This window comes from Dactylosporangium aurantiacum (genome assembly GCF_000716715.1).
Lineage (GTDB): Bacteria > Actinomycetota > Actinomycetes > Mycobacteriales > Micromonosporaceae > Dactylosporangium > Dactylosporangium aurantiacum.
On record NZ_JNYJ01000008.1, the window covers coordinates 282,641 to 304,349 of the forward strand.

General features: G+C 72.6%; 22 protein-coding genes and 1 pseudogene. 15 read left to right on the forward strand and 8 right to left on the reverse strand.

Features of this window, described 5'->3' with window-relative positions:
- Position 1: 1 nt before the first annotated feature.
- A complete protein-coding gene (locus OP18_RS12225) occupies positions 2-781 on the reverse strand; it encodes an alpha/beta fold hydrolase (protein WP_033358877.1) in 780 nt (259 codons plus the stop codon).
- 64 nt (positions 782-845) lie between these two features.
- On the opposite strand from OP18_RS12225, the gene OP18_RS12230 reads away from it, so the two are divergent.
- The 4 genes from OP18_RS12230 to OP18_RS12245 all read left to right on the forward strand — a co-directional run bounded on the left by OP18_RS12230 (position 846) and on the right by OP18_RS12245 (position 3,695).
- The gene (locus OP18_RS12230) at positions 846-1,268 is read left to right on the forward strand and encodes a MarR family winged helix-turn-helix transcriptional regulator (protein ID WP_033358878.1); all 423 of its coding nucleotides are present in this window, start codon (positions 846-848) and stop codon (positions 1,266-1,268) included.
- A 110-nt stretch (positions 1,269-1,378) separates the two neighbouring features.
- Positions 1,379-2,071: a carbon-nitrogen hydrolase family protein gene (locus OP18_RS12235; protein ID WP_033358879.1), complete on the forward strand. Its 693-nt coding sequence runs from the start codon at positions 1,379-1,381 to the stop codon at positions 2,069-2,071.
- A 66-nt stretch (positions 2,072-2,137) separates the two neighbouring features.
- Positions 2,138-2,818, forward strand: a complete 681-nt coding sequence (locus OP18_RS12240; RefSeq protein ID WP_156089460.1) for a FadR/GntR family transcriptional regulator — start codon at positions 2,138-2,140, stop codon at positions 2,816-2,818.
- A gap of 34 nt (positions 2,819-2,852) precedes the next feature.
- Positions 2,853-3,695, forward strand: a complete 843-nt coding sequence (locus OP18_RS12245; RefSeq protein WP_033358880.1) for a fumarylacetoacetate hydrolase family protein — start codon at positions 2,853-2,855, stop codon at positions 3,693-3,695.
- On the opposite strand, the gene OP18_RS12250 is transcribed toward OP18_RS12245, so the two are convergent.
- Entirely contained in the window at positions 3,692-4,516 is an 825-nt protein-coding gene (locus tag OP18_RS12250; RefSeq protein WP_033358881.1) for a class I SAM-dependent methyltransferase, read from the reverse strand. The two genes, OP18_RS12245 and OP18_RS12250, sit on opposite strands and share 4 nt — an antisense overlap.
- Before the next feature lie 83 nt (positions 4,517-4,599).
- Here OP18_RS12250 and OP18_RS12255 point away from each other — a divergent pair, with 83 nt between their 5' ends.
- Both OP18_RS12255 and OP18_RS12260 read left to right on the forward strand, forming a co-directional pair.
- Entirely contained in the window at positions 4,600-5,304 is a 705-nt protein-coding gene (locus OP18_RS12255; protein WP_033358882.1) for a winged helix-turn-helix transcriptional regulator, read from the forward strand.
- Between the two features lie 129 nt (positions 5,305-5,433).
- Positions 5,434-6,009 (forward strand): Uma2 family endonuclease, encoded by a 576-nt coding sequence (locus OP18_RS12260; RefSeq protein ID WP_033358883.1) that lies wholly within the window; start codon positions 5,434-5,436, stop codon positions 6,007-6,009.
- A 16-nt stretch (positions 6,010-6,025) separates the two neighbouring features.
- Here OP18_RS12260 and OP18_RS12265 read toward each other — a convergent pair whose 3' ends face one another.
- The 3 genes from OP18_RS12265 to OP18_RS12280 form a co-directional block, all read right to left on the reverse strand.
- On the reverse strand, positions 6,026-6,379 hold the full coding sequence (locus OP18_RS12265) for a DUF4406 domain-containing protein (RefSeq protein ID WP_211273507.1): 354 nt from the start codon (positions 6,377-6,379) through the stop codon (positions 6,026-6,028).
- Positions 6,376-7,413 carry a DeoR/GlpR family DNA-binding transcription regulator gene (locus tag OP18_RS57045; protein WP_052386586.1) on the reverse strand — a complete coding sequence of 346 codons (1,038 nt, stop codon included), beginning with the start codon at positions 7,411-7,413 and terminating at the stop codon, positions 6,376-6,378. The genes OP18_RS12265 and OP18_RS57045 overlap by 4 nt, the downstream gene beginning before the upstream one ends.
- Before the next feature lie 62 nt (positions 7,414-7,475).
- Positions 7,476-8,507, reverse strand: coding sequence for a lysylphosphatidylglycerol synthase transmembrane domain-containing protein (locus OP18_RS12280; protein WP_052386587.1), 1,032 nt, complete (start codon positions 8,505-8,507; stop codon positions 7,476-7,478).
- Between the two features lie 106 nt (positions 8,508-8,613).
- On the opposite strand from OP18_RS12280, the gene OP18_RS12285 reads away from it, so the two are divergent.
- A complete protein-coding gene (locus tag OP18_RS12285) occupies positions 8,614-9,375 on the forward strand; it encodes a polyphosphate kinase 2 family protein (RefSeq protein WP_033358989.1) in 762 nt (253 codons plus the stop codon).
- Here the strand turns inward: OP18_RS12285 and OP18_RS12290 are convergent.
- Together OP18_RS12290 and OP18_RS12295 are read right to left on the reverse strand one after the other, a co-directional pair.
- Positions 9,364-10,071: an SDR family NAD(P)-dependent oxidoreductase gene (locus OP18_RS12290; protein WP_033358884.1), complete on the reverse strand. Its 708-nt coding sequence runs from the start codon at positions 10,069-10,071 to the stop codon at positions 9,364-9,366. The genes OP18_RS12285 and OP18_RS12290 overlap by 12 nt on opposite strands.
- A 29-nt stretch (positions 10,072-10,100) precedes the next feature.
- Positions 10,101-10,610: a hemerythrin domain-containing protein gene (locus tag OP18_RS12295; protein ID WP_033358885.1), complete on the reverse strand. Its 510-nt coding sequence runs from the start codon at positions 10,608-10,610 to the stop codon at positions 10,101-10,103.
- 47 nt (positions 10,611-10,657) lie between these two features.
- On the opposite strand from OP18_RS12295, the gene lysX reads away from it, so the two are divergent.
- The 8 genes from lysX to OP18_RS57050 all read left to right on the forward strand — a co-directional run bounded on the left by lysX (position 10,658) and on the right by OP18_RS57050 (position 21,317).
- The gene (gene lysX / locus OP18_RS12300; protein ID WP_033358990.1) at positions 10,658-13,912 is read left to right on the forward strand and encodes a bifunctional lysylphosphatidylglycerol synthetase/lysine--tRNA ligase LysX; all 3,255 of its coding nucleotides are present in this window, start codon (positions 10,658-10,660) and stop codon (positions 13,910-13,912) included.
- Positions 13,913-13,956: 44 nt separating this feature from the next.
- Positions 13,957-14,685, forward strand: coding sequence for an IclR family transcriptional regulator (locus OP18_RS12305; protein ID WP_033358886.1), 729 nt, complete (start codon positions 13,957-13,959; stop codon positions 14,683-14,685).
- Between the two features lie 34 nt (positions 14,686-14,719).
- Positions 14,720-15,202: a cation:proton antiporter regulatory subunit gene (locus tag OP18_RS12310; RefSeq protein WP_033358887.1), complete on the forward strand. Its 483-nt coding sequence runs from the start codon at positions 14,720-14,722 to the stop codon at positions 15,200-15,202.
- Positions 15,203-15,210: 8 nt separating this feature from the next.
- Positions 15,211-16,386: a cation:proton antiporter gene (locus tag OP18_RS12315; protein WP_033358888.1), complete on the forward strand. Its 1,176-nt coding sequence runs from the start codon at positions 15,211-15,213 to the stop codon at positions 16,384-16,386.
- Between the two features lie 155 nt (positions 16,387-16,541).
- Positions 16,542-17,261, forward strand: coding sequence for a hypothetical protein (locus OP18_RS12320; protein WP_033358889.1), 720 nt, complete (start codon positions 16,542-16,544; stop codon positions 17,259-17,261).
- Positions 17,262-17,364: 103 nt separating this feature from the next.
- Positions 17,365-17,790, forward strand: a complete 426-nt coding sequence (locus OP18_RS12325; RefSeq protein ID WP_052386588.1) for a MarR family winged helix-turn-helix transcriptional regulator — start codon at positions 17,365-17,367, stop codon at positions 17,788-17,790.
- Positions 17,787-19,508 carry an MFS transporter gene (locus OP18_RS12330; RefSeq protein WP_052386589.1) on the forward strand — a complete coding sequence of 574 codons (1,722 nt, stop codon included), beginning with the start codon at positions 17,787-17,789 and terminating at the stop codon, positions 19,506-19,508. Before OP18_RS12325 ends, OP18_RS12330 begins: the two co-directional genes overlap by 4 nt.
- A gap of 768 nt (positions 19,509-20,276) precedes the next feature.
- Positions 20,277-21,317 (forward strand): hypothetical protein, encoded by a 1,041-nt coding sequence (locus OP18_RS57050; protein WP_156089461.1) that lies wholly within the window; start codon positions 20,277-20,279, stop codon positions 21,315-21,317.
- An 80-nt stretch (positions 21,318-21,397) separates the two neighbouring features.
- Here OP18_RS57050 and OP18_RS62310 read toward each other — a convergent pair.
- Positions 21,398-21,626, reverse strand: a pseudogene (locus OP18_RS62310) (helix-turn-helix domain-containing protein); the annotation flags it as partial.
- Between the last annotated feature and the right edge of the window lie 83 nt (positions 21,627-21,709).

Here is a 21,709-nt window from a genome sequence, read left to right on the forward strand (position 1 = left end):
GCTACAGGTACCTGTCCAGGACCAGCAGCAGCTGGTCGGGCGTCTCGATCTGCGGCAGGTGACCGGTGCCCGGCAGCAGCTCGAAGGTGCCGCCGGGGATCGCGGCGGCGTACGCGCGGCCGTAGTCCGGGTCGACGATGCGGTCGTGCTCGCCCCACAGCGCCACCGCCGGCGCGGTGACCGCCCGCAGCCGGGCGCGCAGGCCGGGATCCTGCATGCCGTGCGCCGCCGAGTAGTACGCGATCGCCCGCCGGTTGCCGCCCATGACGGCCCGCTGCTCGTCGGTCAGCGTCGCCGGGTCGATGCGGTACGCCGCCGGGTCCGCGTACGAACGCTCGGCCAGCTCGGCGAGGTCGAGGGCGAAGAAGTCGGCGACCGGGTGGTCGTCCACGGCGATGCCGACGGCACCGACGAGGACGAGCCGGTCGATGCGGTGCCGGTCGTCGGCCACCGCCATCTCCGCGGCGATCCACCCGCCGATCGAGTTGCCGACGACCGTGACACCGGTCAGCCCGAGCTCGTCGAGCCAGGCCAGGTACCGCCGGGCCAGCACACCGACCGCGCCGTCGGCGCCGGGCGTGTCGTGCTCGTCGTCCGCGGCGACCGCGTCCCGCGTGGCGGGCGGCAGCGGCGTGCCGTCGAAGCCCGGGTGGGTCGGCACGAGGACCCGGGCGCGGGCGGCGAGGCGGGCGGCGAAGGGCAGCACCGAGCGCGGTCCGGCACCGCCGTGCAGCAGCAGCACCGCCCGCCCGGCGCCAAGGTCGCTGAAGGTGAGTTCCATATAAGTAACCTTATACAAGGAACCTTATACAAACAAGCTGACCTCACGTCGGTACCATGGCCGCATGCGGACGGACCAGGACGTGGCGCTGCTGGTGAAGCGGCTGCAGCACCGGCACCACCGGGCGCTCACCGCGGCCCTGAGCGACCTCGGCGTCTCGCTGGTGCAGTGGGACACGCTGCGGCACCTGTCCCGGCACCCGGGGGCGTCGCTGCACGACCTGGCGGTGCTGACGTTCCAGACGGACCAGTCGTTCGGGTCCCTCGCGGCCCGGATGGCCGACCGGGGACTGATCGAGCGCGTCCCCGGCCCGGGGCGCGCGGTGCGGCACCGCCTGACACCGCGCGGGCTGGAGCTCAAGGAGGCCGGCGACGTGCTCGTCGACCGGGTGATCGCGAGATCGTTCACCCCGCTCAGCCAGGACGAGCGCGACCAGCTCGGCGACCTGCTGACCCGGCTGCTCGACACGCCCGCCTGGGAGGAGTAGCCGCTCAGCGGGCGGGCGCGGCGCCGCCGGAGGTCGCGCAGATGCACGCGCGGCTGACGTACCGCCCGGCGCCGACACGGTCCCAGACGGCCGGTGCGTAGGATCCATGGATGCTGCTCACGGTCGCCGTCGCCCAGCCGGTGTGCGTGCCGCACGACGTGGCCGCCAACGCCGCCGCCCACGCCGCCGTCGTGCGGGCCGCCGGGGCGAGGGTCGTGGTGTTCCCCGAGCTGTCGCTGACCGGGTACGAGCTGGACGCCGACCTCGTGCCGCCCGACGACCCGGCGCTCGCGCCGCTGGTCGCCGCCTGCCGGGACACGGGCACCCTGGCGCTGGCCGGCGCGCCCGTCGACGGCCCCTGCATCGGGATCCTGGCCGTCGACGGCGTCGCGGGCACCGTCGAGGTCGCGTACCGCAAGCTGCACCTCGGCGACTCCGAGCAGGCCCGGTTCCGTCCCGGACCGCAGCCGCGGGTGCTCACCGTCGAGGGCCGCCGGCTCGGGCTCGGCGTGTGCAAGGACACCAGCATGCCGGAGCACCGGGCCCGCACGGCCGCGCTCGGCATCGACGGGTACGTGGCCGGCACCCTCATGTTCGCCGAGGAGACCGCCGAGCAGGACGCGCGCGGCGCCGGCATCGCCACGGCGCACGGGGTGTGGGTCGCGTTCGCCAGCTTCGCCGGGCCCACCGGCGACGGCTACACGCACACCGCCGGCCACTCCACGATCTGGGCCCCCGACGGCGCGGTCATCGCCAGGGCGGACGCCGCGCCGGGCTCGTTCACCGTCGCCGGCCTGCCGTAGCGGCGGCCGCCGCGCGCGGGCGGCGGGGCGTGGCCGCGGCCCGCGGGCTGCCGTAGCGTGGTGGCGGTGAGCGGCACCGGTTTCGCGAAGCTGCGGCGCACGTCGGCGGCGGCGGACGCGGCCCGCAGCATCCAGCAGATGATCGTCGACGGCCGGCTCGCGCCCGGCCAGCGGCTGCCGCCCGAGCGGGAGCTCAGCGAGCTGCTCGGGATCAGCCGCCCCACGCTGCGCGAGACCATCCGGTCCCTGGTCGGGCTGAACATCCTGGAGAGCCGGCACGGCGCCGGCACGTTCGTCGCGGCGCTGGACACCGCGACGCTGCTGGAGCCGATGCAGTTCGTGATGGCGCTCAACGAGCGCACGATCGGGGAGCTGTTCGAGGCCCGGCTGCTGCTCGAGCCGGCGCTCGCCGCGCTGGCCGCGCAACGGGCCACCCCCGGGCAGGCCGCGGCGATGCGCGCCGCGATCACCGGCGCCGACCCGGTCGAGGCCGACGTGCCGCTGCACCGCCTGGTCGCCGAGGCGTCCGGCAACGCGCTGCTCACCGCGATGCTCGAGTCGCTGTCGACGCTGGGCCGCTCCAGCCGGTCGATCACCGCGGCCCGGCCGGGCGTGCGCCGGCGCACCGCCGAGGACCACGAGGCGATCGTCGCCGCCGTCGAACGCCGCGACCCCGACGCCGCCCGCGCGGCGATGACCGCCCACCTGGAACGCATCGCCGCCGCGGCGCGGGACGGATTGGCTTGACCACTTGGCCACTGGGTCCGTACCGTGGCAGCCCATGAGGCTTGCCCGGCTTGGACCTTCCGGTGCCGAACGACCCGTGGTGCTCGACGCGGACGGCGTCGCGCGGGACCTGTCCGGACTGACCCCCGACATCGACGGCGCGTTCCTCGCCGCGGACGGCATCGGCCGGGTCCGCGCCGCCCTCGACGCGGGCACCCTGCCGGTCCTCGCGGACCCGCCGGCCCGCACCGGCGCGCCCGTCGCCCGGCCCGGCAAGGTGGTCTGCATCGGCCTCAACTACCGCGCCCACGCGGCCGAGTCCGGCGCGCAGCCACCCGCCGAGCCGGTCGTGTTCATGAAGGCGCCGGACACCGTGGTCGGCCCCGACGACGACGTGCGCATCCCGCGCAACAGCGTCAAGACCGACTACGAGGTGGAGCTGGCCGTCGTCATCGGCCGGCAGGCGCGCTACCTGGACGGCCCCGAGGACGCCGCCGCGTGCATCGCCGGGTATGCGGTCAGCAACGACGTCTCGGAGCGGGAGTTCCAGCTGGAGCGCGGCGGCCAATGGGACAAGGGCAAGTCGTGCGAGACGTTCAACCCGCTCGGCCCGTGGCTGGTGCCGGCCGACGAGCTGACGGTGCCCGGGCTGCGGCTGCGCTCCTGGGTCAACGGCGAGCCCCGCCAGGACGAGGTCGCCGGCGACATGATCTTCGACGTGCCGCACGTGATCTGGTACCTGAGCCAGTTCATGGTGCTGTACCCCGGCGACGTCGTGAACACCGGCACGCCCGCCGGGGTGGCGATGGGGCTGCCGGGCCAGCCGTACCTGCGCTCCGGCGACGTCGTGGAGCTGGAGATCGACGGGCTCGGCCGGCAGCGCCAGCGCGTCGTCTAGCGGATGCGGCCGACGTACAGCAGGAACTCCCAGTCCATCGCGCCACCGCCGGTGTCGTGCCGGCGGGCGAGGTCCAGCAGGGCCTCGTCCAGGGCGGCGACGTCGTCGGGGCGCTCGGCGATCGCGCGGTAGACGGCGATCGTCGGGCCGTACGTGCGCTTGAAGAACTCCAGGAACGCCTCCGCGGTCGGGAACACCTCGACGCGCAACGCCCGCCGCTGCGCGACGACCTCGGTGACGGCGTCGCCGAACAGCTCCCGGACGTGCGCCTCGCTGCCCCACAGCGGCGGCGGCTGCGCGCCGGGCGGCGGTGGCGGCGCGTACGGCTTCATCGTCGCGAACATCTGCCCGATGAACCCCTCGGGCGTCCAGTTGACCAGCCCGACCGTGCCGCCGGGCCGGCACACCCGCACCAGCTCGCCCGCGCTCACCGCGTGCTGCGGCGCGAACATCACCCCGACGCAGGACATGACGGTGTCGAACGCGTCGTCGCCGAACGGCAGCGCCTCGACGTCGGCGACCTGCCACGTGAGGTCCACCTGCCGGCGCCGGGCCAGCTCCGCGCCGGCGTCGAGCAGCTCGGGGCACAGGTCGGTGGCCACGACGTCGGCGCCGGCCGCGGCGGCCGGGATCGCCGCGTTGCCGGAGCCGGCGGCGACGTCCAGGACCCGCGTGCCGGGGCCGGCGCCGACGGCCTCGGCGAGGAGGGGGCCCAGCGACGGGATCACCTCGGCGGCCACGGCCGCGTAGTCCCCCATCGCCCACATGGCCCGGTGCTTGCTCTTCAACGCCTGGTCGGCGGTCATCTCAGCGCTCTGCATGCCGTTGACCGTAGGAACGGCCGGTATGACGCAACCAGTACAAGATCTGTACCAGTCGTGCAGCCGACAGCTACGGTGCGCGCATGGGTGCGTCGTACTACCAGTTCTGTCCCGTGGCCAAGACCATGGAGCTGCTCGACGAACGCTGGACCCTGCTCGTGGTCCGTGAGCTCGTCGGCGGCGACCGGCACTTCAACGACCTGCGCCGCGGCCTGCCCCGCATGTCGCCGACGCTGCTGTCCAAGCGCCTGCAGCACCTCGTCGCCGCCGGCGTCGCGGAGCGGCACAAGCACGGCAACGAGGTGCGGTACCGTCTCTCCCCCGCCGGCCAGGAGCTGGCCCCGATCGTGGCCGCCCTCGGCGAGTGGGGCATCCGCTGGATCGGCCACCTCGGCGACCGGGACCTCGACCCGAAGATCCTGCTGTGGGACATGCACCGCCGGGTCGACCACGACGTGGTCCCGCCCGGCCGCACCGTGATCGAGTTCCGGTTCCCGTCGGTCCCGCCGTCGCAGCGCCACTGGTGGCTCGTGCTGACCCCCACCGACGCCGACGTGTGCGACGCCGACCCGGGCTTCGACGTCGCGGTGCGGGTCACCGCCGACCTGCGCAGCATGGTCGAGGTCTGGCTCGGCGACCTGGCCTGGTCCGACGCCCTGCGCAGCGGCGCCGTCGACATCCAGGGCCCGGAGGACCTGCGCCGCGGCATGCCCGCCTGGTTCAAGCTCCTCTCCTTCGCCGGCGTCCCCCGCCCCGACCGCGAGCACCGCCCAGTCGGCCTGCGGTGACCTCGTAACTTGTGCTTATATGATGTCATGTGACACCGTGGACGGGTGATGGTGCAACGCGCGCACGTCGTCGACCGCCCGGCCACATGGCAAGCTGGTGGCATCGGCAGTCGGGAGGTGCGTGAGCCCATGGACTTTGCCTCGATCGACCACGGCCGGCCGTGGTCGGAGGACGACTATCTCGCCCTCGAGCCGGGCGGGCACCGCATCGAGCTGTTCGACGGGAGTCTGCTGGTGAGCCCGGCACCGACCAAGTGGCACCAGCGGCTCTCCCTGGTGCTGGCCGCGGCGCTCGACGACGCGGCCGCCGATGTGGGACTGCTGGTGATGGAGGCGGTCAACCTCCGGCTCCGCACCGGCCGCCTGATGATCCCGGACATCGTGGTGGCGGACACGGACACCGACGGCGGCATCGTCGACGCCGCGGAGGTCGTGCTGGTCGCCGAGGTGATCTCACCAAGCAATGCCGGGACGGACCGGGTGCTCAAGATGCAGCTGTATGCGGACGCGGGCATCGCGTGCTACGTGCTCGTCGAGCAGGAGCCGCCGGGCGCCGCCACCATCCGGCCGCACCGGCTCGACGGCACGCATTATGTCGAGGACGCCGCGGCGGGACCGGGCGCGACACTCACCATGACGGAGCCGTTCACCTTTACCTTCGACCCCGACGCCCTGATGCGCCGGGTGTCACGACGCCGGAGCTGAAGCCTCGTGCGATCGGTCACGCGGCTGGGACCTCGGTGAGGGCGGTGTAGACGCGCTTGCCCTCGGCGCGGGCCTGGGCGACCATCTCGTCGGCGCCGGCGGACGGGCCGCCGATGCGCAGGACCGCGTCGCAGCGGGTGAGCAGCCGGGCGGAGATCGGGTGGAAGATCTCGTCGAAGACGGGGTCGCCGACGGTGGTGGAGCCGGCGCGTTCGATCAGCGGCAGGGCGAGGGCCTCGCCGGTGACCGGCAGGTGGCCGGCGCGGAAGAGCTGGACGGCGGCGTCGTTCATCGCGTCGACGTTGGCGCGCAGCTTGGCCGGGTCGTCGCCGGTGCCCGAGCGGTAGGGGCCGGCTACCAGGATCATCATGGGGTCTCCTCGGAGGGTTCGGTGGTGATGACCTCGACGCCCGCGGTGCGCAGCGCCGAAAGGGTGGCGGCAGCGGCCTCACCGGTGAGGGACGCCGTGCCGGAGGTGACGAACGTGTCGGCCGCCTCGAGCGGGGCGACCCGGGCGAAGGCCTGGACGCCGAGCTTCGTGGCGTCCGCGACGACGACGGTCCGCCCGGCGCGGCGCAGCGCGGCCCGCTTCACGGCGGCGTCCTCGAGGTCGAACTCGGACCAGCCGAGGTCGTGATGGACCGCGCCGATCGACATGACGAACGTGTCGAAGCGCAACTGCTCCAGGGCGCTCAGAGCGAGGGGACCGACGAGACTGCGCTCGCCGGCGCGGGACTCGCCGCCGAGGATGAGCAGCCGGATGCCGGGCTGGTCGGCGAGCCGCGCCGCCGCCTGCAGGCTCAGCACCGCCACCGTCAACGGCGCCCCCGGCGGCCCCACGCCGGCACGACCCGCCGGCGCGGCACCCCGCGCACCGCCGGCCACACCAGGCCCGCCGGCCCCGCCGGCCGGAAGGCCGCCGGCACCGCCGGCCGGCCCGGCCCCGCCAACGCCCGAGGCCCCGCCGGCCGGCCCGGCACCGTCAGCCGGGCCAGGGCCGCCGGCACAGCCAGCCGAGCCGGCACCGCCGGCGCCGGGGGCGTTCGGGGGCGGGGTGCCGAAGCGCGCGGCGATGGCGGCCGCGACCGCGGCCGTCGTGGTCCCGGCGTCGAGCAGGACCGTGCTGCCCGGGGCGATCAGGGCCGCCGTCGCGTGGGCGAGGCGGGCCTTGGTCGCCGCCTGCCACTGCTCGCGGACGGCGAACCCGGCCTCGTCGCCCGGCACGTCCAGGGCGACCGCGCCGCCGCGTACCCGCCGGACGAGGCCCTGCTCCTGGAGCTGGTCGAGGTCGCGGCGGACGGTCATCTCCGACACGCCGAGGCGGGCGGCGAGCTCCGCCAGGGTCAGCCGGCCGCTGCCGCGGACCAGGCGCAGCGTCAGGTCGAGTCGATCCGGTCCAAGCACGGACCAAATCTAACAGCGGCGTGTGAAGTTTGAAAGATCTCTGTGAGATTCACGCCAACCGGTCACGCCACCGGGGTGGGCTGGGGGCGGGCCGGCTCCGGGGCGGGGGCCTTGCGGCCGCGCAGGGTCGCGTACGCGAGCGCGCCGAGCGGGATGATGATCCAGCAGGACAGCAGCCGGTAGACGAGCATCGCGGCGGCCGCCGGGCCGTGCGCCGCGCCGGCGGAGACCAGGCCGGCGAGCAGGGCCACCTCGACCACGCCGATCCCGCCGGGGCTGATCGGCACCTGCCGGACCAGCTGCACCGTCAGGTACACCGTGGCGAGGGCCACCGGGCTCACGTCGATGTCGAACGCCGCCGCCGTCGCGGCCAGGCACGCGAAGTCGAGCCCCCAGTTGACGGTGGCGTGCACCAGCGACAGCACCCACGAGCGGGGCGGCAGGCGGCGCAGGTCGGCCACGGTGCGTGCGACCGACGCCCGGCCGCGCTCGATCAGCCCGCGCCGCGGGCCCGGCGGCGGATCGTCGTCGGCGAGGTCCTCGGCGACGGGCCCGGGCGGGCGGCGCGACAGCAGGAAGTCCAGGCCGAACACCACGGAGGCGGTCACCAGCAGCCCGATCACCAGCACCAGCGTGTCGGCGTTGCCGGTGGCGCCGCCGCGCGGGATGAGCACGACCGCGCCGTACATGAGCAGCAGGGCGACCCCGGACAGCAGGGAGGACAGCACGGCCACGGCACCGGCGGTGCGGCGGCTCGCGCCGGCGGTGCGGAACTGGCGGAACGCGAACCCCGCCGACATCGCCGACCCGGCCGGCAGGCTGAAGGAGATCGCGGAGCGGGTGAACGTGACCGCGACCGCCCGGGGCACCGACATCCGCACCCCGAACCCGGCCAGGAGGCGGCGCTGCTGCAGGGCGAAGTGCCGCAGGGACGTCATCTCCGCGGCGGCGGCCAGGACCAGCCACCACGGGCTCGCCGAGGCGATGGTGGCGGCGATCTGCGCCGGGTCGGGCAGCTTGTCCTTGAGCGTCAGCACGGCCACGCCCAGCACGACGAGCAGTGCGGCGATCCGCAGCGCCCGTCTCGTGCTCATACCAAGTACTGTCGCACCTCCGGCCGGGGATGCACCCGGCGAACTCAACATGACGTGAGTTGTGCTCGTCACGCGGCGGCGTGCGCGGCGTGGCAGGCTGATGGCCATGAAGCGGCTGTCGAAGGTCGACCCCGGTGACGCGATGCCCAAGGACGAGGCGGTCGCCCGCCTGGAGGCGGCGCAGGAGCGGCTGCTGCGGCTGCGGCTGACGCTGGGCGGGCAGATCGGTGGCGAGGAGGCGAAGCTGGGCCCCCCGCTGTGCGTGGTGTTCGAGGGCTGGGACGCCTCCGGCAAGGGCGGCTCGATCAAGCGGCTGGTCGACCACCTCGACCCGCGGCACGTGCGCGTGTCGCAGTTCGCCGCGCCGACGTTCGACGAGAAGCGGCACCACTTCCTGTGGCGGTTCTGGCCGGTGCTGCCCGGCTGGGGCGGCATGACGGTGCTGGACCGGTCCTGGTACGGGCGGGTCCTGGTGGAGCGCGTCGAGGGCTTCGCGACCGAGGAGCAGTGGAGCCGCGCCTACGAGGAGATCACCGAGTTCGAGCGGACCCTCGCGGCCGAGGGCATGGTGATCGTGAAGTTCTGGATGCACATCTCCAGCAAGGAGCAGCTGCGCCGGTTCCGCAGCCGGCAGCAGGACCCGTTGCGCTCGTGGAAGCTCACCGACGAGGACTGGCGCAACCGGGAGAAGCGCCCGGCGTACAAGCGGGCCGTGGAGGACATGCTGGAGCGCACCGACCACCCGGCCGGGCCGTGGCACGTCATCCCCGCGGACGACAAGCCCACGGCCCGGGCGCTGGTGGTGGAGACGGTGTGCGCGGCGGTCGAGGACGCCCTGCGCCGGCACGGCATGCCGCTACCCGGCTGAGGCACCGCCGTCGACGTACATGATCTCGCCGGTCATGAAGCTGGCGGCGTCGGAGCCGAGGAACAGCACCGCCTTCGCGATCTCCTCGGGGGTGCCGACCCGGCCGAGCGGCACGCCCGTCTTCAGGTCGGTGCGGGGGCCGGTGGACTCGTACCGCCGCAGCATCGGTGTCTCGATCGGCCCCGGGGCGACCGCGTTGACCCGCACGCCGCTGCCGGCCGCCTCGAGGGCGCCGGAGCGGGTGAGCCCGTCGACGGCGTGCTTGCTGGCGACGTACACCGACGTGCCGGCCGCGCCGTGGTGGCCGAGGACCGACGACACGTTGACGATGCTGCCGTGGTGCTGTTCGAGCATGACCCGCAGCTCGTGCTTCATGCTCAGCAGGGTGCCCAGGACGTTGGTGTCGAAGATCTGGGCGTACGTGTCGGCGGACTGCTCCACGATGCTGCCGGGGCTGCCCTCGGTGCCGGCGTTGTTGACCGCGATGTCCAGTGAGCCGAAGCGGGTGACGGTGTCGTCGACGAGCTGCCGGACCTCGTCCTCGTCGCGGACGTCGGCGTGCATGAAGACGGCGCCGGCCGGCAGGTCGGCGTCGTGGCGGCCGGCGACCACCACGTCGGCGCCCTGCTCGGCGAACGCCGACGCGGTGGCCCGTCCGATGCCGGTGAGGCCACCGGTGATCAGCACTGTTGTCATGCGCCGGTAGGTCCCCCGCAACGCCCCGGCTATGCCTGGCTGTGCTCCTGGATGTAGCGCTTCGGGTCCTTGTCCCGGAACGTGAGGCCCTTGCCGCTGGGGTGCTCGCCGTAGAACGTGAGCCACTGCGCGCCCAGGTCGATGCGCAGCCGCATGTCGGCGTGCCGGCGGAAGTCGGGCAGCACCTCGTCCTCCTCCTCGGCGAGGTGCTCGCTGTTCTCGGTGCGCGCCGCCCAGACCGCCTTCCACCAGCCGTCGGAGCCGACCGGGTGGGCCTTGGCGGCCTCGATCGCGTCGCGGATCTTGTTGTGGTCGCGGATCGCGTCGTCGGTCTCCTCCTTGGTCTCCTCGGAGGAGGAGCGCTTGAGCAGGTGCGGGTACAGGATCCGCTCCTCGGCCTCGGCGTGGATCTCCAGGTGCAGGGCCAGGGCGTCCCACACGGCGGTGAGCTGCTCCTCGCCCCGGGCGTCGTCGAGGCGGGCGAAACCCCGGCGGAACGCGTCGTGGTCGTCGAGGATGAGCGCGGTGATGTCGTCCATGCCCGCATCATCACCCGGCGCGGAGGATCCGAAACGCGGCGCGCATGATGTCCTGCGTGAACACGCTGCGGGGCAGGCTCCCCGACTGGCTCGCGGGCGGGCTGCTCGCCGTGGCGGCCCTGTGCGCCGTCGCCGCCGTCTCCGCCGCCCTCGGCTCGCGGGTGCACCCGGTCCGGGTCACCGTCGACGCGCTGCTGATGCCGGCGCCGGCGAACCTCGGCTACGCGGCGATCCTGGCCACGCTCGCCGCCGCCGTGCACAACCGCAAACGGGTCATCTTCTGGGTGCTGCTGGTGTTCCTCGGCGCGCAGGGCCTGTTCGACGTGTTCGTGCTGCTCGGCGGCGCCGAACGCGGCGAGGAGGCGCGCGAGCTGCGGCTGCCGTGGCACGGCCCGGCGGCCGGGCTGGCCAACGTGCTCATCACCGCGGTGCTGCTCGCCCTGCTGTGGCTGGCCCGCGGCGGGTTCTCCGCCCGGGTGCAGCGGGCGAGCCTGCCGAAGGCGGTCGTCACGCTCGGTGGGCTGCTCGCGCTCGGCATCGCGGTCGGCTGGGGGCTGGTCGAGCTGTTCCCCGGCTCGCTCGGCGCGAGCGCGGGCGCGGGACGGCTGGCGTACAGCGGCAAGACGGTCCTCGGCGGCGCCTTCGGCTTCGACGTCGGCCGGCAGGGCCGCGCCCCCGGCTGGGTCAACCTGATCCTCGGCGCGTTCGGCGCGGTCGCCCTGTTCGCCGCGGTGTTCGCGCTGCTGCGTTCCCAGCGGGCGACCGCGTCGCTGGACGCCGACGAGGAGCGGCGGGTCCGGCAGCTGCTGGCCGAGCACGGCCGCCGCGACTCGCTCGGCTACTTCGCGACCCGCCGGGACAAGGAGGTCATCTTCTCCCCCAGCGGGCGCGGCGCCGTCACGTACCGGGTCGTCTTCGGCGTCTCCCTGGCCAGCGGCGACCCGCTCGGCGAGCCCGACGCGTGGCCGCCGGCGATCGAGGCGTGGCTGCGCGAGGCCCGCGACTACGCGTGGACGCCGGCGGTGATGGGCGCCGGCGAGGAGGGCGCGACCGCGTACGCCCGGGCCGGGCTGCGCGTGCTCGAGCTCGGCGACGAGGCGATCCTGCACGTGCGCGACTTCGACCTCGCCTCGCCCCGGCTGCGGCAGGTGCGCCAGGCGGTGCACCGGGTCGAGCGGGCCGGATACACGGTGCGCATCCGCCGCCACGCGGACATCGCCGCGGCGGAGATGGCCCGGATCATCGAGCTCGCCGCCCAGTGGCGCGACACGGAGACCGAGCGCGGGTTCTCCATGGCGCTCGGCCGGCTCGGCGACCCCAACGACGGCCGGTGCGTGCTGGTCGAGGCGCACGACCGCGACGGCCGGGAGGTGGCGCTGCTGTCGTTCACGCCATGGGGGGCCGACGGGCTGTCGCTGGACCTGATGCGCCGCGACCGCGCGTCCGACAACGGCCTCGTCGAGTACATGGTGGCCACCCTCATGCGCGAGTCGCCACGGCTGGGCGTGACCCGCGTGTCGCTGAACTTCGCGGTGTTCCGGGCCGTGTTCGAGGAGGGTGCCCGCATCGGCGCGGGGCCGGTGCTGCGGCTGTGGCGGTCCCTGCTGCTGTTCGCCTCGCACTGGTTCCAGCTGGAGTCGCTGTACCGCTCCAACGTGAAGTACAGCCCGCAGTGGCTGCCCCGGTTCCTGTGCTTCGAGGACGTGCGCGACCTGGCGAAGGTCGGCCTGGCCTCGGCGGCGGCCGAGGGTTTCCTGGTCGTGCCGAGCCTGCGGACCCTGCTGCGGCGCGGCATCCCGGCGCCGGCGGACGCGCCGCGGGAGCTGCTCGGCCTGGACGTGCAGGCGCCGGCGCAGCGGCGGGTGCCGGAGCAGGTGCGGGTCCGCCTCGACAAGCTCGCCGCGCTGCGCCGCGACGGCGTGGAGCCCTACCCGCCGCAGTTCGCCCGCACGCACAGCGTCGCGCAGCTGCGCGACGCGCACGCCGGCCTGGCGCCGGACACCCGCACCACCGAGGCGGTCAGCGTCGCCGGCCGGGTGGTGCGGCTGCGCGACCACGGCGGGCTGTGCTTCGCCACGCTGCGCGACTGGTCCGGTGACCTGCAGGTGCTCGTCACCGGGGACCCGGCGTTCGCGGCCACCGTCGACCTCGGCGACCACGTCGGCGTCAGCGGCGTCGTCGGCACGACCCGGCGCGGCGAACTGTCCGTCTTCGCCGGGACGTGGCGGCTCACCGCGAAGTGCCTGCGGCCGCTGCCCGACAAGCACCGCGGACTCGCGGACCCGGAGGCCCTGGTCCGGCTGCGGCACGTCGACCTGATCGTCAACCAGGCGCCCCGCGACATGGTGCGGCTGCGCTCCGCCACCAGCTTCGCGCTGCGCAGCGCCCTGCACGGCCGCGGCTACGTCGAGGTGGAGACGCCCGTGCTGCAGCCGGTGCACGGCGGCGCCAACGCCCGGCCGTTCATCACCCACTCCAACGCCTACGACATGCCGCTGTTCCTGCGCATCGCGCCGGAGCTGTACCTCAAACGCCTCGCCGTCGGCGGGGTCGAACGGGTCTTCGAGATCGGCCGCAACTTCCGCAACGAGGGCGTGGACGCCACCCACAACCCCGAGTTCACGATGCTGGAGGCGTACGAGGCCTACGGCGACTACACCTCGATGCGGGCCCTGGCCCGTGAGCTGATCCTGGCGGCCGCCGAGGCCGGGCCGGGCCCGGTGCTGACCCGCGACGGGCACACCGTCGACCTGCGCGACGAGTGGCCGGTGGTCCCCGTCTACGAGGCGGTGTCGCGCGCCGCCGGCGCCGAGGTCACCCCGGCCGACCCGGTGGACGCGCTGCGCGCGCTGTGCGACCGGCTCGGCGTCGCGTGGCAGGACGGCTGGACCCATGGCCAGCTGGTCCTGGAGCTCTACGAGCATCTGGTCGAGGGCGCCACGGTGCGCCCCACGTTCTACACCGACTTCCCGGTCGACGTGTCGCCGCTGACCCGCGGCCACCGCGACGACCCGCGGCTGGCGGAGCGGTGGGACCTGGTCGCGTTCGGCATGGAGCTCGGCACCGCGTACACGGAGCTGGTCGACCCGGTCGAGCTGCGGGCCCGGCTGACGGCGCAGTCGCTGCGCGCCGCCGCCGGCGACCCGGAGGCGATGTCGCTCGACGAGGACTTCCTGGACGCGTTCGAGTTCGCGATGCCGCCCAGCGGCGGGCTCGGCCTCGGCGTCGACCGGCTCGTCATGCTGTTGACCGGACGTTCGATCCGCGAGACGCTGCCCTTCCCGCTGGTGAAAAAAGGGTGAGATCTTTATGTTTGAATGTCCCGACGCTGGGAAATACGGACCGAATGCCCATCGCTGAGGACAGCCCCACGCTCGACGTGCTGGAGCGCCTGTCCGCCGCCACGGACCGGATGACCTTCGACTCCCTGTTGCGACAGCTCGGCCTGCCCGAGGGCGTGCTGCGCGGCCGGCTGCGCAGCCTCGTGGACCGCGGCTGGGTCCACGCCGAGCCCGACGACAGCTACACGATCGGTGTCGGTGCGCTGCGGCCCGGCAGCGCGTACCTGCTCACCGACCGGGCCGTCCGGCTCGCCGGGCCGCTGATGGCGCAGCTGCGCGACCGGCTCAGCGAGGCGGTGCGGCTGGTGCGGCTCGACCCTCCGGGCATCGTGTGCATCGCCGGGCGGGAGGCGCCGCAGGACCTGATCGGCTCCGCCGTCGGGCGGCGCATGCCCGCGTACGCCACCGCCAGCGGCAAGGCGATCCTCGCCGGGCTGCCCCGGGAGAGGGTCGTGCAGCTGCTCGACCAGGGGGTCGAGGCGCACACCAGCGAGACCGTCGTGGACCGGGCGGCGCTGTTCGAGGAGCTCGCCGAGACCCGGGCGCGCGGCTGGGCGTACGAGCGCGGCCAGTTCCAGCCCGGCGTCGGCTGCGTCGCGGCCGCCGTGCCCGGCACCACCGACGCGATCAGTGTCGGGGTGCCGCTCGCCCGGCTCACCGACGACCACGCCACCGAGATCGCCGCGAACCTGCTGCGCACCACGCACGAGCTCGGCGAGGCGCTGCGCCGCTGACCAGCGGCATTGATCCAGTCCGGTACCATGGGGTATGAACGTCGAGCGCACCGACCTCCCCGGCATCGGCACGAGCCACGTGGTGACCACCGCCCGAGGCCGTCGTATCGGCATCGTCTCCCACCGCAGCGGCAGACGCGACCTCGTCATCTACGACAAGGAAGACCCCGATACGAGCGTGGTCTCCGTGGCGCTGTCCGCCGAGGAGTCCAACGCGCTCGCCGAGTACCTCGGCACCGCGCGCATCGTCGAGCACCTCGCCGAGCTGCAGCGGCAGGTGACCGGGCTGGTCACCGAGCAGCTCGTGCTCGCGCCGGGCTCGCCGTACGACGGCCGCACCCTCGGCGACACGCAGGCGCGCACCCGCACGGGCGCCTCGATCGTCGCCGTGCTGCGCGGCGGCACCGTGCACGCCAGCCCCCGCCCCGACTTCGGCCTGCTCGCCGGCGACATCATCGTCGTCGTGGGCACCGCCGCCGGCACCGAGGGCGTCGCGACGCTCCTCACCGACGGATAGGGGACGGCGTGCACCACGACACGATCCTCATCGAGCTCGGTGCGGTCATCCTGGCGCTCGGCCTGCTCGGCGCCCTGTCCCTGCGGTTCTCCATCTCCCCCATCCCGCTGTACCTGCTGGCCGGGCTCGCGTTCGGCGCCGGCGGCGTGCTGCCGCTGACCACCAGCACCGAGTTCATCTCCGCCGGCGCCGAGATCGGCGTCATCCTGCTGCTGTTCACGCTCGGACTGGAGTACACGGCGCCGGAGCTCGTCGGCACGCTGCGCTCCTCCGCCCCGGCCGGCCTGATCGACCTGGTGCTCAACGCCGCGCCCGGGGTCGCCGCGGCGCTCATCCTCGGCTGGGGCCCGGTCGCCGCGGTCGCGATGGGCGGCGTCACCTACGTCACGTCGTCCGGCATCACCGCGAAGGTCCTCGGCGACCTCGGCTGGCTCGGCAACCGCGAGACCCCGGTCGTGCTGTCGCTGCTGGTCTTCGAGGACCTGATGATGGCGCTGTACCTGCCGATCCTGACCGCGCTGCTGGCCGGCGTCGGCCTGCTCGGCGGCACCGCGACCCTGGCCGTCGCCGCTGCCACGATCAGCGCGATCCTGCTCGTCGCGCTGCGCTTCGGGCACGTCGTGGAGCGGTTCGTCGCCTCCGACAGCGACGAGGTGCTGCTGCTCAAGGTGCTCGGCCTGACCGTGCTCGTGGCGGGCGTCGCCGACCTGCTGCAGGTCTCCGCCGCGGTCGGGGCGTTCCTCGTCGGCATCGCGCTGTCCGGGCCGCTGGCGCACACCGCCCGGGAGCTGCTGACCCCGCTGCGGGACCTGTTCGCCGCGGTGTTCTTCGTGTTCTTCGGCCTGCAGACCGACCCGCGGGAGCTGCCGCCGGTGCTCGGCGTCGCGGCGCTGCTCGCGCTCGCCGGGATCGCCTCGAAGATGGCGACGGGCTGGCTCGCCGCCCGGCGGGCCGGGGTGGCGGTCACCGGCCGGGTCCGGGCCGGCGCCGCGCTGCTGCCCCGGGGCGAGTTCAACATCGTCATCGCCGGGCTCGCGGTCGCCGCCGGCACCAACGCGAAGCTGGGCCCGCTCGCCGCCGCGTACGTGCTCATGCTCGCGATCGCCGGGCCGCTGGTCGCCCGCGGCGCGGAGCCCATGGTCCGCTTCTACCTGCGCCGGCGCAGCCGGCCCGCAACCACGTAACGGCTCGACAAGTCTGTCCGAAGTACGGAATTTCCGCCAAATGTCCGCCTTTGTGCAGGTCAGCGTGCTTGGCTCTGCGCGGAGGTTGTCACGGCAGCGGAGCCGTGGCGGACAGGGGGATCACCATGTTGCAGCGCACGCGAACCATGCGCGGGATGCTTTCGGCGATCGGGGCCGCGGCCCTGCTCGCGACACTCGTCGGCGCACCACCGGCGGCCGCCGCCGGCGTCTCCGGCGCCGGCGCGGCCGGTGGCCCCGGCGGCAACGGCAGCGCCGGGATGGCGGGCATGGCGGGGATGGCCAAGTCGAAGGGCGGGGCGAAGAAGGTCTGCAAGGAGCTGACCGCCAACGGCGGCTTCGAGCAGCCGAAGATCGGCAACGCGGACTGGAAGCTGTTCGACGAGGACGACGTACCGGCCTGGGGCACCGACGACCCCGAGGGCCAGATCGAGCTGTGGAACGGCGGGATGGGCGTGCCGGCCCGCTTCGGCACGCAGTTCGCCGAGCTCAACGCCACCGGCTCCGGCAACTCGATCTACCAGGACATCAAGACGAAGCCGAACACGAAGATCTACTGGTCGTTCTGGATCCGGGCCCGGGACACCTCGGACGGCAAGGACGTCGACGCGACCCAGATCCACTTCGGTCGCACCCCGAAGAACGACGGCAGCGTCAACGGGGTCGGCTCGACGTTCGCGTACCTGAACTCGGCCAGCGACGTGTCCTGGAAGCGGCTGTACGGCTGGTACAGGACCGGCCCGAACCAGACCTCGACCCGGGTGACGCTGACCGCGGTGGAGAGCGCCTCGACCGACGAGGGCTACGGCAACCTGGTCGACGGGCTGACCGTCGTGGAGCACCAGAACTGCATCTGACCTGCCCTTCTCGAAATAGGTGGCGCCGGCCGTCGGTCGGCGCCACCGTTGCTGTGACCTGATACATAACGTGCTTTTATAAGTACGTGATACAAATTGGCGCATGCCCGCCTCCAAGACCGCGCTGGATCCCGCGCGGCTCACGGCCGCCGTGGAGCGGCTGTTCAGCGTGCTGCGGCACGGCAACCCGCCCAACGACATCAGCCTGACGGCCGCCTCGACGCTGCGCCGGCTCGAGCGGGAAGGCCCCCGCCGGCTCACCGAGCTCGCCGCCGCCGAGGGCGTCACCCAGCCGGCGATGACCCAGCTGGCGCAGCGCCTCGAACGCGACGGCCTCGCCGAGCGCACCACCGACGCCACCGACGGCCGGGTCGTGCTGGTGCGGGTCACCCAGGCCGGCCGGGACCTGCTCGCCCGCCGCCGGGCCGTGCGCGCCGAGCACCTCACCGCGCTGCTGCGCGACCTGACCCCCGAGGACGAGGCACTGATCGCGGCCGCGCTGCCGGCCCTGGAGAGGCTGGCGCCATGACGATGCTGCAGCAGGGCTTCCGGGGTGCGCTGTCCGGCGGCACCGACCACCCGCACTACAAGTGGGTGGCCCTGTCCAACACCACCCTCGGCATGCTGATCGCCACGATCAACTCCTCGATCGTGCTCATCTCGCTGCCCGCCATCTTCAACGGCATCCACCTCGACCCGCTCAGCCCCGGCAACGTCAGCTACCTGCTGTGGATGCTCATGGGCTACATGCTGGTCAGCGCGGTGCTCGTGGTCACCCTCGGCCGCCTCGGCGACATGTACGGCCGGGTCCGCATCTACAACGCGGGCTTCGCCCTGTTCACGGTCACCTCGGTCGCGCTGTCCCTCGACCCGTTCGACGGCGGCGGCGGCGCGCTGTGGCTCATCGGCTGGCGCGTCCTGCAGGCCGTCGGCGGCGCCATGCTCATGGCCAACTCCGCGGCGATCCTCACCGACGCGTTCCCCGCCGCCCAGCGCGGCATGGCCCTCGGCGTCAACATCGTCGCCGGCATCGCCGGGTCGTTCATCGGCCTGGTCCTCGGCGGCCTGCTCGCCGAGTGGAACTGGCGGGCCATCTTCTGGGTCAACGTGCCCATCGGCGTCATCGGCACCCTGTGGGCGTACCGGTCGCTGCACGACACCGGCGTTCGCCGCCCCGGCCGCATCGACTGGTGGGGCAACCTCACCTTCGCCGTCGGCCTCACCGCGCTGCTCGCCGGCATCACGTACGGCATCCAGCCCTACGGCGGGCACACCCAGGGCTGGACCAACCCGTGGGTCCTCGCCGGCCTCATCGGCGGCGTGCTCGTCCTGGCCCTCTTCGCCTGGGTCGAGACCCGCGTCGCCGAGCCGATGTTCCCCCTCGGCCTCTTCCGCAACCGGGCCTTCGCCTCCGGCAACATCGCCGGCCTGCTCGCCTCCATCGCCCGCGGCGGCCTGCAGTTCATGCTCATCATCTGGCTGCAGGGCATCTGGCTGCCGCTGCACGGCTACCGGTACGAGGAGACCCCGCTGTGGGCCGGCATCTACCTGCTGCCGCTCACCGTCGGCTTCCTCGCCGCCGGTCCCATCGCCGGGCACCTGTCGGACAAGTACGGCCCCCGCCTCTTCGCCGCCGGCGGCCTCCTGGTCATGGCGCTGTCCTTCGGCGGCCTGCTCATCCTGCCGACCGACTTCAGCTACTGGGCCTTCGCGGCGCTGGTCTTCCTCAACGGCCTCGGCGGTGGCCTCTTCGCCGCCCCGAACACGTCCCTGGTCATGTCCAGCGTCCCCGCCCACCTGCGCGGCGCCGCCTCAGGCATGCGGGCCACCTTCCAGAACGCCGGCATGGTGCTGTCCATCGGCGTCTTCTTCTCCCTCATGGTCGCCGGCCTGTCCACCTCCCTGCCCGCCACCCTCGACACCGGCCTCACCGCCCAGGGCGTCCCCGGCCCGGCCGCGCACACCATCGCCAACCTGCCGCCCGTCGGGACCCTCTTCGCCGCGTTCCTCGGGTACAACCCGGTCGCCGCCCTGCTCGGCCCCGGCCTGCTCGGTCAGCTCCCGGCGGCCAACGCCGCCACCCTCACCGGCCGCGAGTTCTTCCCGCACCTGGTGTCCGGCCCCTTCCACGACGGCCTTGTCATCGTGTTCTGGCTGGCGATCGGCATGTCGGTCGTCGGCGCGCTCGCCTCCCTCATCAAGGCCGGCCGCCGCGCCGAGCCTGCGGAGGAACCCGTCGCCGGGTAATGCCACGGACCCGGCGACCTCCGGCGGACGGGTCGGCACCTCTTGTGGGAGAGGCGCCGACCCGTCTGCATTGCCGCCCCACCGCTGCCGCGGCGGGTCCCGGCGGGGGTTCCCACCCGCACCCCCATGCTCGCTGCGCTCGCACCGCCTGCGCGTCGCGCGGCGGCTTTCGCGCTTCCGCGCGCCATCGCGGTGGCCGGCGTCGTCACACCCGACCCGCCGATGGCACCCCGCGCGATCCTTCGTCGCCAGCCCGACCTGGACGTTGCGTGACGCACCTGCGTTCGATCTGGCGTGATCGACGCTCACGCTGCGGCAGCGGCCGGCGGGCCCCTTGTGGATGGCGCGGACCAGCACGGCCGCGAGTCGGCCGGCACCACAAGAGACCGGAGGGCGTGCACACCGCTCGCTATCCCGTCAGACGGGTCACGGCGTGTCAGACGCTGCCACCGGGGTAGCTGATGCACCGCTGGCTGACGAATTGGTTCGACCATCTCAGGCGGTGGTGAAATGAACCGGCTAAACGATGAATCAGGAGCAAGTGGAAGACTCAGAAGAACGAGCCAGAAGTTTGTCGAGCGAATGCACCGCACTCGCGTCCGAATGGACTACTTTAGCGCGTCACGCGCATGGCGATTCGCGCGCCATAACTGGACGTATCTGCTGCTGTTTACCTTTATTGCACTACCGCTGGGGTGGATTGCAGCAGTATTGACGTTTCGCTCTGGACTCTTGTCCCCATTTGGGGGCCCTCCGGATTCTCAGCAGTTGCGGACCTACCTCACCTTCATCGGCGGCGGTCTTGCAACAGCCGCCACCTTGTACGGCGCACTTCTGACGAAATCTCACAATCGGCTGGAACACCGTCGACTTCAACTCAACGCCGTCCTCGCCAGCCTGCAGTCATTGCCAGAGGGCGACGTCAAAGCGCGACTCTCGGGAGTGCTACCGACGATGGTCCTGCTGGGTCAGCAGCGAGTGGCTCTTCGTGCTTTGGATCCGATCGTAGAAAGCAAGTCGGCGAATATGGATTCGGTCGCCTGGGTGATTGATCAGATCATGAACGGAGACCAGCTCCTCGATCTTGTGGATGGCGACCGCAGCGACCCGGGGATCGTCAATGAGACGGCTTCACTCCTGTGCAAGTACGCCGAGCAAGGGCGCCTCACACGCAAGGAACCTCAAGATGTCTGGTTCCCTACCTACTTCTACCCCGGAGGGCACTGGAACAGAGCACTGCCTGCGTATGCGAAGGAGCTCACTCTGCGCGCGACGGCTCATACGCTGCTGTCACAGGAGCCGGACTGGTGGAGTAAGCACGCTGGAGGCGAGTTGCCAGATTTTCCGACCAAGACTTGGACGGAGTGCGCGAAGCGCGACTTCGACAGAAAGACCCAATCGGAGGCAGTGGCCCTACTGGACGCCTTGCTCAATAGATTTCCGGAGTCCGAAAGAAAGGACGTCGATCTTGCCCCGACAGCCTCCCTAACTAGCCAGCCAAGAGACAAGATCGACCTTAGGATAAATGCGAAGAAGATCATAGCAAAGAGGAAACGAGATCTTTCACCAGTATCCGACGCAATTTACAAGTTGGCAGCCGAAATACGAGGCGCAGATCGGATCGACGGAAGGCCCGGAAGGTGGCCGAAACACGACAGACGAGGTGACGGACGGAATCACGTTGCGCAGATCAGGTTTATTGCGTGGCGGGACAACCACTACTCATGGCAGAGTCTTCCCGGCCTCATCCGTGCCGCTTTTAGATATGTCGAGGTCGAGGATCACGGCAATGAGAGCGGTGGCTCGTAATGGCCAGCAGCGGAGACGCCGAGGCAGGCGAGTGCAGCTTCGGCCGCCGCCACAGCTTTGCCCGCGTCAGCGGGCGCCAGGTGGGCGATCCGCTCAATCGAGTCGTCGGAGTCTCGAGCAGCTCCTGCGCCAGCCGTGCCCGTTGACCCAGCAACCACTGCAGAGGGCTGGTGCCGACCGACTCGCGGAATCGGCGGGCGAACATGCGGGGGCTCAGGTTCGCCTCGCGGGCCAGGTCGGCTGGTCGAGGCGGGTGAGGGCCCAGTCCAGGGCGACGCTGAGCGCGTCCGGGGTGCGCGGGCGCTTAGGCACACCGTGCGCCACCCGAACATGTCCTCAGCCTCGAGATGCGGCCCTGCGACACCGCAGGCACGTTGGCAAGGTAGCCGGAT